Below are 13904 nucleotides of genomic sequence, written 5' to 3'. Positions count from 1 at the left end.
GGCGAATTCCGCTACCACAGACGACCCGTGCCGGGTCTAGGGACGATGCATAGGAGTGATGGATTCCGTGAAACTCAACGGCATCGCTCGCAGGAGGAATCGTCGTCGCTATTGTCCCGCTTGGGCCCGAATCGCAGTTTCCTCGGCCAGCGTTTGCAGCAGTTGCTGGTACTTTCGCTCGGCCTGGGACACCTTCGCACGAACATCATCTGCCTGGTCGGCGGTGCGACGGCTCCAATAGTCCAGCGTACTTGAGCCTGATGCGACGCGTTGCTCTGCCGTCTGGACCTCTCGCCGAATCTCGCGAAGCACCTCCAGTTGGCGATTGATCAAAGCCTTTGCCGAATCGGGATCCCAATGACGAAAGCCTTTCCGAGTGACATAGATCGGTGTGGTGTGCGCCTGGGAACCATCGCGGCCGACGGCGTGTGCCGCGATCCAGAATCCCCAATCGGAATCGACGTCTGTGACGATTTCAAGCTCGGTGTCCCGGTCGTCCTCTGACTGGGCGACCTCGACCACCTGACCCAGCTTGATCAATCGCAACTGTTTCGGTGCCGACGCACCGATGTCGCCCCAGGCCTTGACGCGAACCGATAGCGACCGGTTGACGTCGACTTCGATTCCGTCACCCGGCATCGCATTGTCGATTTGAAACTCGATCATCGGTCCGTTGGTGACAAACGTCCTGCCACGCTTCAACGCGGCAAACCACTGATCGGGCGAGAAGGAATCCGGAGACCCGGTAAAGGCGTAGGTGCGGACCGCGCCGATCGTTCCACCGTACGGCGTATCGGCACCCGCGGACGCGGTCATTTTGAATCCCATATTCAGGAAGTCGTAATACAGCTCGGTTCCCAATTCGGACTGCATGATGCTGTTGAAGTCGACGATTCCGTCGGGAGTAAACAGGGCCATTTCCCGATGCACAAAGCAAGCGTTGGGGCCGACATGGGTGTGGCCGTAAAGTCCGCCCTGGTCGTGAATCTGTGCCGCGATCCAGTCGTTGGAAAGGTATCGATCCAAATCACGGACCTTGGATTTTAGGTTCAGCCCGATCGCGTGCCCCAAGACCGACCTGGGATCTTCTTGGCCGGGGATCAGCCAATGGTCACCGTGCTGGACGCGAAAAGCATCCCCGAAACCACGTTGCGGGTAATAGGTTCGCATCACGTCGCCCATCTCCAAGATATTTGCCACGTTGATGTCGACCGCGCGGGTGTAATCGAGCAATTTTCTTGCATCGGCACTCGTCAGCAATTGTGCATGGACGTGGTCGTCGCCCGAATACCAGCCCCGCGACGGCATGTTGGTCCATCGTTTCGGTTGCAATTTCACACGAGTCCATTGGTCTGCCTGGACCGAAACGGTTTGCTGAACCGGAGTGAACTCGAGCCCGCGAAGCAGCTTGATCTCCCAGTCTCCTGCCGGCAGCGGCATCTCCAACGGCGGCTTGACCACCCAGTAGCGACCTCGTTTTTGACCAGGCAAGTAGAACATGTAGCCGCGCCCCGAAGGACTGAGGTGGGGCACGATCTCATTGAGGACGGAACGCAAATCGACGGCTTCGGCAGGTTCTCGTAGATTTCCTGTCTCATGTGAGGCGATGCTCATCAACACCGGAATGGATTTGCCAGCTTCGTCGACCACGTCCAACGCGAGCTGTCCTAGCGGTGCGGCCTGGAACGTCAGCGCATAGGTGTAGAGGACGTCCTGCGTCTGGACATCGCGAAGGGTCAGGTGCGACGTCGTGCGATCCGTCGGAACGCGTTTCAAGTCAAGCATGACGTAGGTTGTTCCATGCCTTGCGATGTCGACCGGAAAGTGTTCGGTCGGCCGCTCGCTGGCTAAATCCCAGGACCCCATCGACAACTGCACTGGTTGGCTGCGTCCGTCGGTCGGTTGAGCACGGACTCGAAGCAGGATCACGTTGTCTTGTGGGCCGACCGCGATCGGCGTGTCCGGCAAGTGCGATGGCGCACCAGCTCGAAAATCCAAATCGACGATGCTGTCGCCCGATAAACTGCCAAGCAACTCCAGCAACGCCGATTCCGCCTTCCAGCGAAAGAAATTTACCAGGCGCGATTTGGCCAACGTGGTGGGTTGGCGATCGGCCCCCAGATGTCCCGCGTCCACGCGTTGCATCATCTGCAGTTGATGGTTGACTTCATCCAGCAGCGTCAGTTGCGTTGCGTCAAATCGGTGGCGAAGTTGGGTGACCAATTGCCGCGCCATTGGAATTGCATGATCCAGGGGTGGTTGAACTTGGTCCAGCTGCTCGCTGGTCGGCCACCCGGGCTGGGTTTCGTGCCCCCGAGCGTCTACGACCACCAAGGTCAAAAAGAGGACAAGCGCTGTCACCCAAGCGATGTCGCGGCGATTGTGAGATGTCATGGCTCAATCGTGCTTTCTGGTTTCGCGTCTTGACGAATCCGACGATAGAATTCGACCGCCCTTCGGTATTCGGCCATCGATTCCGCGGTCAATACGCCGTCAAGATTGCGGCATTCGGTTTCCAAACGATCGATAAAATAGTCGATCGCCTCTTTGCGTGGCCGCACCTCGTTTCCTTCCAAGTCGACATAGACCGGATTGGTGTGGGCGAATCGCACCCGGCCGGTCGGATGTTCCTCGAAACATCGAACGGCGGTCCAAAACGAGCCTTCACGTTCCACCGTGACGTCGATCGAAGATCGAAAACCGCCCAGAGCCGTTTGCTGGTTCCGGGGATGAATCGTCTGGGCGACATCACCGTTGACCACGATCTCAATCGTGCGAATCGGCCGTCGACTTTCCGCTGTCCCAGTGATTTGCACCCGCGCGTCTTCAACCCTCGTCACCTGAAATTGTTGTCCGGCGTCGCCCCCGTTGAAACGCAGGTCCAGCATGGGGCCCGTCGACACGAAACTCCTTCCGGCATTCAGTCCGTCCATCCAGGAATCGTAGTCAAAGCCGTCCGTCAGCCGAACGTAAACGCGACCAAACCCTAGAGCCACCGGATGGACCCCGGAGGCGTTGCCTGCCGTCACACGCATCCGAAATCCACAATTGATCAGTTGGTAGTAGGTCTGGAATCCGTAGTCGATCCAACCCCATTCGGTAAGTCCCGCATCATCCTGCTGCAATCCCATGTGGGGCGAAATCGTGTCGATGGCCCAATCCCTGAATCCAAATTCCGTCTGCCAGACGTGGTTATTGGACAATTCAAACAAGTCCACCTCCATGACCGGAATGATCATCAACGACCACGGCCACGAGTGTTTGTCCAAGTCCATCAGCGCTCCCTGCCGGCGAGCCTCCGTCGCAATGTTGCCCATGGGAGGAGCCCCGAGCTTTAGGGGCTGCTGGTGATTGAGAATTAGAACGGCACCAAGTGTCTGGCGTTTGCCGTGGACCTCAAAGATTTCGTACTCGGTATTGCGTGGATAGATCACATGATTCGAATCGACGTGAATTAATCGATCGTAGGACGCTTCGTGTTCGTCCGCAGTCGGCACGGTGTCGCTGCGTTGCACCCAGTAGGTCAACGGGAACGCCACGTTCAAGTCTTCGGCCAACATGATGTTGGGCAATTCGCCAACGGTTCGATGGACATGCGTGTCGCCGGAGTACCAACCGCGCTTCGCCAAATTGATCCATCGCTGCAGACGGATCGTCTGGGACCGAGATCGGTTTGCAATCGAAAACGTCCCGACGTACGGAAAGTACTCTTTGCCACGTTCAACGCGGAGCGTGTAATCGCCATTTGGCAAATCCACGACAAAGGGGTCGGCTGATAGCGTCGTGTGGACTTCGGGGCTGTTGGGTAAATGCGCAAGATCGCGTTCGTAGTGAACGGCGTTACCACCGTCGGATTGAACCAAATACCATTTCCCACTCGCATCTTGAAGGTGAACCCGGCACTGGACCGGTTGACCGGACTTGGAATCGACCACGCGGCCCGTAAACGGATAAAGCCGCGTGCCAGCCGGATCCGTCGGCCGGGTCTCAACGAGGCGTCCGTGATCGGAGGCTTCTTGCGCGCAAATCACCAGAGGCACGGCTGCCCCCAGCATCAAAGCGGCAAGCGCCGCTGCAGCCCGACGCGCGGGTCTGTTGCTCTGAATCACGACTAACGTCCCTCGCCGCTTTCTGGCGCATCGTACTGAAACGGTTTTAGATCGGGATAAGCGCGCCAAGGCTGCCAACGTTTTGATACGGTCCCGTAAATCTCCGGGCGTCGCTGGTGCATCATGCGGTTGTTCAAACGTTGATTTCGCAGTTCTTTCAGGTCCAAATCACCAACCAGCAACGCTTCCGAACCGGGCTCCGGCGCGGCGTGGTCAAGTTTCCATCCGGGATACGAACAGATCGCGGATCCACACCCGACCGACTGGTTGGACGCAACCACGTGGGTGCATGTGATAAAGCTGGCTGCTTGGATGATGTGTGGTTCCACCATGCCGCCGCGAGCGTTGACCCAAACCAGCAATTCCGCGCCGCGCAGTGAGGGCATCTGGAAGCTTTCAAAGAAATACCCGTCGTAGCAGGTCAGCAACCCGATCCTGCCAAAATCCAAGTCCACGATTCCGTTCTCCTGGCCAAGCACCATCGTGTTTTCACCCTTTTCATCTGGATCCGGTGGCCAGCAATAGGGGGAATTGGGACCAACCGCTGCATGCATTTTGCGGTGGGTGCCGGCCAATGCCCCGTCGCGGCCGGCGACCAGCAGCGTGTTGGCATACGTTCCAGGATCCGGTGGTTGTTTGATCGCAACCTCGGGAAAGTGCTCCCAGCCGCCGACGACGACGTTCAGGTCATGTGTTTTGGCCTGCTCGCAAAGCTTGTCGACGAGAGCACTTTTCAAATGGAACGACCCAAGCAGATACTCGGGAAAAACCAGCAAATCCGCGTGCTGATCCGCCGCCCGTTTCATCCAGGGAACCAGTGCGTCGACGGTGTCTTGGTCGGGCTGCAAGGCGGCGTGATCAATCTGCATCTGCGCCACCGCGACACGAACCGAGTCCTTGGATTGGTTCAGTGGTGGAACCGGTTTCCCTTGGGGGCCCTGCGCCGGCAACGGGCCAGCAACGACCCCGGCGAAGCACAGCATCAATATTCGAACGACCATCAAATTTCCAAAACAACGAGGCAGACGGACTGGCAACAGACAAGCACTCTGGTTCTGTCACTTGATCGTTTTGGCCCTCGGAAATCTAACGGAGAATAATTTGATCGAAAAAATGTAGTGAACGTTCGTTAGATCTCGCGCCCGTCACACGATCAGATGTTGGACCTATGCATGCCCATGGCCCCGGACGCTGCGTTACCTTTTTGATCGATCAATGAATCATGACAACACCGCGACATTCCAGACGCCGATTCCTGCATCACTCACTTGCTGCCTGCGGAGTCGCGTCGTCGGCGCTAAGCCGGGCCGGCACGGTCGCCGCGAACGAGGTCGACACGAAGGAGCCCTTGCGTGGAGCGGTGATCGGCTGCGGCGGGATCGCCTCGCATCACGCTCGCGTTAACCTGGCGCCACACTTCAAAATCACTGCGATCTGCGATGTCGACCGCCAGCGATCAGACGCCTATAAATCGCTGGTACCGGAAGCGACGACCGTCTGCGTCGACTACCGCGAGTTACTTGACCGCGATGACATCGACGTGTTTTTTGTCTGCGCGCCCGACCATTGGCACACAAAGATTACCGTTGACGCCTTGCGAAGCGGAAAGGATGTCTACTGTGAAAAGCCGTTGACCTTCTCCGTGGACGAAGGTCGGCTGATCGAAAAAGTCGTCCGGGAAACCGGCGGCGTTCTCCAGGTCGGAACCCAGCAACGAAGCGACCCCAGTTTTCAGACCGCAGTTGCACTAGCGAGGTCAGGTCGTCTGGGGGCGATCAAGCGGATCACGGCGGCAATCGGCGGCGGCCCGACCGGAGGGCCGTTCAAGTCCACTCCGCCGCCGGAGAGCCTGGATTGGAATCAGTGGCTGGGGCAGGCACCGGAGGTCGATTACATTCCGCAGCGATGTCACGGCAACTTTCGCTGGTGGTACGAATACTCCGGCGGAAAGCTGACCGACTGGGGTGCCCACCATGTCGACATCGCGATGTGGGCGCTGGGCGGCGGTGGTGACCAACCGATAGCGATCGAGGTATTGGATGCGGCCCACCCAGTCGAACTTGTCGACGGAATGCCAGCTCTGGACAACCAGTACAACACCGCAAATTCCTTCCGGATCCGCTGCCGCTTCCCCGGCGGGACTGAATTGATCATTTGCGATCACGCCAAGCAACTTGGATTTGATAACGGCATCTTGTTCGAATGCGAACAAGGCCGCTTCTTTGTCAACCGCGGCAAGCTGACCGGCAAACCCATCGAAGACTTGAGCAGCCATCCCCTGGACAAGTTCTTGTTTGACAGCCTTCGCAAGGGCCGGCCTGTTATGCCTCACATGGAGAATTTTTATCGCAGTTGTCGAGAACGCGGGGCGGGGATCTCGGACCCCGCCAGCCACATCCGGCATTTGAACGTCTGCCACTTGGCCAACATCGCGATGCGACTGGGACGCAACTTGCGGTGGGATCCAGCCAGTCAGACGGTCATGGATGACCAAGCCGCCAACGAGTGGCTGGTGCGCGAGCAACGCAACGGGTTTGAGGTGTCTTAGCCCTCGTTGCTCGAGCGGGGGCTTAAAGTTTGTCGCGAGTTTTGCGAATTTTTTGCAAAAATGCGTTAGACCAAACCACCTGACCACGATTACGAGTGGCGACCACGAACGACCGACGGAATTCAGATGGCGGACGATCAATCAACTCCACTTTCGAAAGACGACTTCGCGTTGTTGTACCTCCAGAATCAGGGACGCGTGTACGCCTACATCGCCACGCTGGTCCCCAACCGGTCGGATGCGGAAGACATCCTCCAGCGTACCAGTTTGGTGATGTGGCAGAAGTGGGATCGCTTTGATTCACGCTATGGATTTGTGTCCTGGGCGCGAGGGATCGCCTTGAATGAAGTCAGGAACTTCTTGCGCCGTAGCGAACGAAAAAACGTTCATTTGTCAGACGCGGTGATCTCGATGCTGGCCGAGCAGGTCGAGGAGGAACCCGACGTGGATCGAGTGGAGGCGTTGGAGCATTGCTTGGAAGTGCTGCAAGATCGCCAGCGAGATCTGTTGGAGAAGTGTTATTTGGAATCTGTGGGGGCAAGATCCGTGGCCGAAACGCTGGGAATTTCTGCGGATGCGATTTACATGCGGCTGCATCGTATCCGACGCTCGCTGATTCATTGCATCGAAGGTCAAGTCTCGATCAATCCCGCCGGTTCAGGAGGAACGAACTGATGGCAGAACCAAACGTCACCGAAGAAATGCTGAAGCTGATCGGGAAGTCTTGCGATGGCACGATTTCCCCAGAGGAGGCGAAAAGGCTGAACCAGAAGCTGGAAGCGAGCGCCGAGCTTCGAGAGGCTTACCTTGCCTACGCCCGTTTGAACGGCGAATTGATGTGGCGATATCGGACTGGCGAAGCCGCATCGAAACTGAGCGCGTTGCAAGAGCCGACGATGCGTCGAAAGTTGAAAGGCAGTGATTGGGGCACCAAGGCGTCTCTGGCATTGCTCGCGGTTGCCGTGGTGATGTTGATTGCTTTAAGCGCTTTTTGGGCGGGCCGCTCGGGCAACAATGCGTCCCTGCCCGGCCCGATTGCTGAGTCGGGTCCAAGCGACCAAGGGGCCGTGGGGACTGAACCGCTGTCTCAGTCGTTTGTTGCCACGTTGCTGAGCGCGTCGACGCCGGTTTGGGCAGAAAACCGACAGGCGATCGATGTGGGATCACGAATCGAGCCGGGTGCGGTTTCCTTGGAGTCGGGTGAAGCCGAGATCGTCTTCGACTCGGGGGCCAAGCTGGTGGTTTCTGGTCCGGCCAAGTTGGACGTGGAATCGTCGTTTTCGGCCTACCTGGATTCTGGGAAACTGGCAGCGCACATGCCTCCCAGCGCGATCGGGTTTCGGGTGCGCACGCCAACGTCGGAACTAGTGGATCAAGGAACCGAATTTGGTGTGGTCGCGGAACCGGGCGGCGCCTCGGAAGTCCACGTGTTTCGCGGCCAGGTGGATGTGCAAGACGGTCCGTCGGGTGATCCGATAGAGTTGATCGACGGCCAGGCAATGCGGTTCGAAACGGCAGGCAGACCCGGTGAGAGAATCGCCTATTCCAAGAATCGTTTCGGTGGACTGGCGTTGCGTGCCGCCAATCCGATCCAGTGGACGACGCAGCAAGGTGGCAACGGGCATTATTACCAGTTGGTCGTTCTGGACCGACCGATTTCGTGGCATGAAGCGGCATTAAAAGCCATGCGTCTGTATCACAACGGGCTCCCCGGTCACTTGGTCACGGTGACGTCAGCGGAAGAAGACCGCTTCTTGATCGACAAAGTGATCCAAGACGTTGCCCAACGCGGTATCTGGATTGGATTGACCGACGTGTTGCGTGAATCCCATTTCCGTTGGGTCACCGGTGAACCGTTGGAGTATTCGAATTGGGCCAGCTACCCCTCGCAACAACCAGACAACTACCGGGAAGCGGATTGGCACGGAGGGGAAGACTACGGCATGTACACGTCGTTTGTCGACCACCAGCCCTGGGCGTGGAACGATTTGAGTGTCGACAGTATCCACGAAAAGATCTCTGCGTTTCTGGTCGAATTCGAGCCACCGGTTGATGCGCTTCAGCAACGCAGCATGACCATGGACCCGATCGAGTGGCCAGAAGAGGTCGGCGGCAACGGACACTCCTACCGGCTCGTGCTTTCGCTTCAGGCGACCGACTGGAAAGACATCCAACAACGTGCCAGCGAGTCCAGTTTCAACGGTTCGCAAGGGCACCTCGTTGTCCTGGAGACTCAGGAAGAGACGGACTTTATCGTCGACAACATTCTTCGCGTGTGCGGCATCCCAGAAAACATGATCGGCCTGTCAGGATCAAAGCAAGACGGACTGACCTGGGTCAACGGCCAAGGCGTCGGAGACATCGAAATTCACCAACCGTTTTTGCCCACCAGCGATGTCTATGGATTGCTGCGATGGGACCACACAAAAAATCAATGGAGTGTACAGACGCGCGCGATGGAAGCGCGTCCCGCGAACTGGTTCGGATACCTGATCGAATACCCGTGATCGACTTTACACGATCATCCCGCCTTCAATCATCCTCCCTGCTATTTCCCAGCACCTGTTCGTTTCACGCCTTCTCCCTCTCGACGAGGGCTGCACAGGCATACATTCCTGATGTGTAGGAGTCTTCCATGTCGTACCGCAAGCATTCACGCGGATTTACCCTCGTCGAACTACTGGTCGTGATTGCCATTATCGGCATCTTGGTCGGGTTGTTGCTTCCCGCCGTTCAAGCCGCCCGCGAAGCAGCCCGACGGATGAGTTGCAGCAATAACTTCAAACAAATCGGCTTAGCACTCCACAACTACCATTCGGCCTACATGCAATTGCCGACACACGGCACGGGGACAGGCCTAGCGCCGGGAGCCGGTGGATGGGGCGAACCCACGCCGATTGAAGGCGCATCGCACGAACGGCTCAGTATGCTGGTCGGCTTGCTGCCGTTCTTTGAACAGCAAGCACTCTGGGATCAGATCGCAAACCCCAACACCGACTTCATCACCACGCCTCCCGTTTCCGGCCGATGGAACCCCATGGGACCGGTGCCACAGGATGAATTCGACTACATCCCTTGGATGACCGAAATCCCAACACTGCGTTGCCCCAGCGATCCCGGCGTCGGTGCCCCCGCACAAGGTCGCACCAACTATGGTGCGTGCATGGGTGATTCCTGCCACTCCAGTTTGGCACATGGTTGGAGCAATTGGACGCTCTCGGGAATTGATTCCTTTATGGCACCTTATGTACGAGCAGCCGATCGAGGCACCTTTGCGTTTCGACGCGCTTCCAAATTCCGTGACATTCTGGACGGTCTTTCCAATACGATTGCGATGGGGGAAATCGTGACCGAGTTGGGTGACCGCGATATCCGCGGCGCGGTCTCGTTGGGTAATGGCGAAGACAACTTCGCAATTGGCAGCAACATGCCGCAGGCGAATCCGATGCACTGCTCCGACACCGGCCAGATCAGCCCCGACCGGCCGAGGTTCTGGTCCAGCGGCAGCGACGGCGGAACGCCGCCCCCGTTCCTGGTGTCCGGCTACCCCGTGACCCGTGGAATGATGTGGGCCAGTTATCTGCCTTCGGTCCAACAAGTCATGACCATCTTGCCCCCCAACCGCGAACTCTGCGGCCCGAACTTGTTGGTTGTCCCCGGTGTTTACGGTCCCAGCAGCCAGCACCAAGGCGGATGCCACATCTTGATGGGCGACGGTGCGGTGAAGTTCATCACCGACTCGATCGAAGCGGGCACGCCAAACGCGCCCGTCATCAGCCAGCCGAACGTCCCGGGCAGCCAAAGTCCGTACGGCCTGTGGGGAGCACTCGGAACACGAGCGTCCGGTGAAGTCATCGAGGAAGCACTGTAGCAAATGTTCACGACTACCCGTCTCCAATCTCCAAACCGATCACCATGTTAAAGCCATTCATACTAACCATCGCATTCGCGTTCATCTTGATCACCGTCGGATGCGATGACGGTTCAAACCGTATCGTTGAACAACCTGATCCAGAAGTGTTGGAAGCCAAAAAGCAAGCGTTTGCGGACTTTCAATCGCAGATGCAAAGCCAATCCAAGTTGCCCGGCCAACGATAGTCGCTAACACCACCTAGGTTCTCACGTGCCATGTCGTTTCGATCGTTGATGCAATCCGTCAGACGATCGAGACGATTGGCACCACATTCCCTAACAATACGGAGTCGTCTCGCGATGAGCGACCGACGTCATTTTCTAAAGCTTGTGGGTACCACAGGCGGCCTCGTTGCCGGCCAAGCCATGATTCGAGCCGGCGAGCCGGAAAATCACACGACGGAGTCAAAATCGAATCCGTCCGCGTCAGCCAACGTCCTAAGAGTTGCGTTGATGCAAGCGATCCCGGCTGGTAATGACCAAGAAAGGAACCTACAAATCGCGGAATCGTATTGTCGGCAGGCCGCGGACCGTGGGGCCGACATCTTGCTGATGCCCGAAATGTGGAACATCGGCTACCGTGGTTTTACCGACTTTAATCAACAGACCGTGGCGGCATGGCGTCAGCAAGCCACACCGGTTGATGGAACGTGGGTCGGCCGATTGCGGGCCTTGGCAAAGGAATTGGATCTCGCGATCGCCGCAACCTATTTGCAGAGCTATCACCCCCACCCGCGCAACGCCGTCAGTTTGATCAATCGTCACGGCGAGATCGTGTTGACGTACGGCAAGGTGCACACGTGTGATTTTGCGTTTGAAGCGGCGTTGACGCCCGGCACAGGATGGGAAGCGGTCGATCTGGACACAAAGCACGGAAGCGTTCGCGTGGGAGCGATGATCTGTTTTGATCGCGAGTTTCCAGAAAGCGCTCGCAGCTTGATGCTCGCCGGTGCAGAAGTGGTGTTGACCCCCAACGCCTGTCTGCTGGACTCACTACGTCTCGCTCAGTTCCAAGTGCGGGCCTACGAAAACTCCATGGCGATGGTCATGACGAATTATCCGGCACCACAGAACAACGGCTGCTCGGTCGCCTTCGACGCCGCGGGAAGTCAGATCGCGAAAGCTGGCCAAGAACAAGGGCTGCACTACGCCGACATCGACCTCGCCTCGCTACGTTTTTACCGAGAGCGAAGTCTGTGGGGAAATGCCTGGCGCCGCCCCCATCGCTATGACGTGTTGACGCAAGCTGCCGATCGTGGCGTGTTTCAACGCGAGGATGCTTTCGGAAACGCGTTCGATCCATCATCACGGTAATCACAGATCTTATGTTTCACTTATCGAATACGATTCGACGAACGATCAGCGTCGGACTGCTGGCACTGATCACGATCCGCTGTGCCGGGCAAGAAATCGGTTCGGATCAGCGGATGCAGATCGTGACCATTCAGTTTCAAGATCAAGCGTCCGCCGATCGGGCAGAGATCAAAATCGAACCGCTGTTTGACGGCCACTACCGTGCGGTCTCGTGTCGCTGGGATGACAATTGGACCAGTGACAACGTCAAGACACGCGAAATGATGAAGGAATACGGTATTCGCGGGACCTTTTATCTGAACGACCGTGAGTTTTCGCCGGAGAACCGTCCCGCCGACTACTTGCCCGTCGCAAAGCAACTGTTGGAAGGCGGCAACAGTATCGGTGGACACTCGCTGACGCATCCCTTTGTGACCTACTTTCACAGCCACCGAATGTTCCAAGAGATGTCTGGAGTCCGAATCGCGTGGGAATCGATGCTGGACCGGCCGGTCACTTCCTACGCTTACTCGTTTGTCGACATCCGTCCCGGCCCCGAAGACAAAGCGGTCACCTTGCGGACGCTGGATTCATTGGAGCGAGCCGGTTTTTACCACCTGTCGGAATACGTCAGCTTCTTTAACGACATCGACCTGCAGCATGAACTGAGCCCGATCATGCCGCCGGAGAACCAAACCTTGGAAACATTCCAGAACGCCATCCAGTGGGCTTACAACGATGAATCGCTAACCGAACACTATCCGATGATCAGCAATTCGATGCACGCGTGGTACGGAACACAGCGGTCCGAATACGGGTACGACGAATTGCGAAAACGATTCGATCTGTTGGTTGGACTGGAAGACGTCTGGCATTGTAATCAAAACCAGTACGGATCGTATCGGCGACAGTACCGCGAGGCAAAGCTGACCCAAGTGCGGCGATCGGGCAACACGATCCGCGTCGCTGTCACGCGACCAAGTGTGCTGGCCGTCAACGACGATACGCCGCTGACGCTGTCGATTAACGGTGTCGGGTCGAAAACGGTTCTTTCCGTTGACTGCAACGACGCGACGGTCGTGATGTCCGATCGCCAGCTGGAAGATCGTTGCCTGTTTCATTTGGGGCACCCCAAAGACGATCAACTTCCAACCAAAATCGGCCACATCGCAAATCCAGACAATCATCCGAACGAAAGCAAACTGGAGCCGGACCCCGATTTTCCTCAGATCAACGGGGTGCTGCATGCACAGAATCAATCGCTGAAATTGTCACTCAAGTGCGCAGGGGACCACCGTTTGGATCGATTGCGTGTGGCCTGGCGCGTTCCGATCGGGTACCAAGTCTCGGCCCCCATTCAACACGCTCAACGGAATGATCTTCAGTCGCTTTCGTTAAGCCAAGAGTTGCAGTTGTCACCGCAGCCAGACCAACGCTGGGGGCAGGAGCACTTTGCCGCCCAAGTCGATTTCTTGCTCGATGGACAACCGGGCCGAATCCATTTGACGTGTCAGCGTCCTGGGAAGACGCCCGACGAATCACTTCCCAAAGACGGGTTTGCAATCCTTGGCCCGATCCCCAATGACCAATTCGATGTCGAACGGCTTGTCACACTGGCTCAGCAACAACCTTCGGCAGAAAGCTGGGAGGTGTCGGCCGGATCGCCGTTTCCATGGCGTCCCAGGGCGCGTGATGGCTACGTCAATCACGATTGGTTGAACCCCGAATATGTGCGGACGATGGGCACTTGGGACGCGAGTTCACAGGGTTATGTCCTTCGCAGCACCGTCCATTCACCCCAAAAGCGTCAGGCCGCCGTGATGACCAGCCATCCCGGTGTCAGAACGATTTTGGTCAATGGCCAGAAAGTTGGCGCGGATCATCGTGTCGAACTGCAGAAAGGCGATAACAAGATTGTCATCATCTACCCCGGATGCACGCTGGGGGTCGGCACACAACGACTGACCGCCTGCTTCGTCCGTCTGTCGGATGTCAAGACCGGGAAACGTTTGCGTGACATTCGATATGAAGCTTATTAGCAG

The 13904-nt window shown here is 57.3% G+C and carries 10 protein-coding genes; 7 read left to right on the top strand and 3 right to left on the bottom strand.

The features are described from left to right. Positions 1 to 108: 108 nt before the first annotated feature. The 3 genes from H1B37_RS18285 to H1B37_RS18275 form a co-directional block, all read right to left on the bottom strand. Positions 109 to 2394: a CehA/McbA family metallohydrolase gene (locus H1B37_RS18285; protein ID WP_182868099.1), complete on the bottom strand. Its 2286-nt coding sequence runs from the start codon at positions 2392 to 2394 to the stop codon at positions 109 to 111. After that, entirely contained in the window at positions 2391 to 4031 is a 1641-nt protein-coding gene (locus H1B37_RS18280; RefSeq protein ID WP_182868098.1) for a CehA/McbA family metallohydrolase, read from the bottom strand. The genes H1B37_RS18285 and H1B37_RS18280 overlap by 4 nt, the downstream gene beginning before the upstream one ends. Before the next feature lie 80 nt (positions 4032 to 4111). Continuing rightward, the gene (locus H1B37_RS18275; protein WP_182868097.1) at positions 4112 to 5110 is read right to left on the bottom strand and encodes a carbon-nitrogen hydrolase family protein; all 999 of its coding nucleotides are present in this window, start codon (positions 5108 to 5110) and stop codon (positions 4112 to 4114) included. 221 nt (positions 5111 to 5331) lie between these two features. Between H1B37_RS18275 and H1B37_RS18270 the strand changes: the two genes are divergently transcribed. From H1B37_RS18270 to H1B37_RS18240, 7 genes are all read left to right on the top strand, one after another. Continuing rightward, positions 5332 to 6657 (top strand): Gfo/Idh/MocA family protein, encoded by a 1326-nt coding sequence (locus H1B37_RS18270; RefSeq protein ID WP_182868096.1) that lies wholly within the window; start codon positions 5332 to 5334, stop codon positions 6655 to 6657. A 126-nt stretch (positions 6658 to 6783) separates the two neighbouring features. Then, positions 6784 to 7332 carry a sigma-70 family RNA polymerase sigma factor gene (locus tag H1B37_RS18265; protein WP_182868095.1) on the top strand — a complete coding sequence of 183 codons (549 nt, stop codon included), beginning with the start codon at positions 6784 to 6786 and terminating at the stop codon, positions 7330 to 7332. Next, positions 7332 to 9164: a lectin-like protein gene (locus tag H1B37_RS18260; RefSeq protein ID WP_182868094.1), complete on the top strand. Its 1833-nt coding sequence runs from the start codon at positions 7332 to 7334 to the stop codon at positions 9162 to 9164. Before H1B37_RS18265 ends, H1B37_RS18260 begins: the two co-directional genes overlap by 1 nt. Positions 9165 to 9292: 128 nt before the next feature. Further along, positions 9293 to 10528, top strand: a complete 1236-nt coding sequence (locus H1B37_RS18255; protein ID WP_182868093.1) for a DUF1559 domain-containing protein — start codon at positions 9293 to 9295, stop codon at positions 10526 to 10528. Positions 10529 to 10572: 44 nt separating this feature from the next. Beyond that, positions 10573 to 10755 carry a hypothetical protein gene (locus H1B37_RS18250; RefSeq protein ID WP_182868092.1) on the top strand — a complete coding sequence of 61 codons (183 nt, stop codon included), beginning with the start codon at positions 10573 to 10575 and terminating at the stop codon, positions 10753 to 10755. A gap of 267 nt (positions 10756 to 11022) precedes the next feature. Further along, positions 11023 to 11883, top strand: a complete 861-nt coding sequence (locus H1B37_RS18245; RefSeq protein WP_220498257.1) for a carbon-nitrogen hydrolase family protein — start codon at positions 11023 to 11025, stop codon at positions 11881 to 11883. An 11-nt stretch (positions 11884 to 11894) separates the two neighbouring features. Continuing rightward, the gene (locus H1B37_RS18240; RefSeq protein WP_182868091.1) at positions 11895 to 13901 is read left to right on the top strand and encodes a polysaccharide deacetylase family protein; all 2007 of its coding nucleotides are present in this window, start codon (positions 11895 to 11897) and stop codon (positions 13899 to 13901) included. Positions 13902 to 13904 lie beyond the last annotated feature (3 nt).

The organism is Stieleria mannarensis (assembly GCF_014154935.1).
Classification (GTDB): Bacteria; Planctomycetota; Planctomycetia; order Pirellulales; family Pirellulaceae; genus Stieleria; species Stieleria mannarensis.
This window is presented reverse-complemented; position numbering and strand designations above follow the sequence as displayed.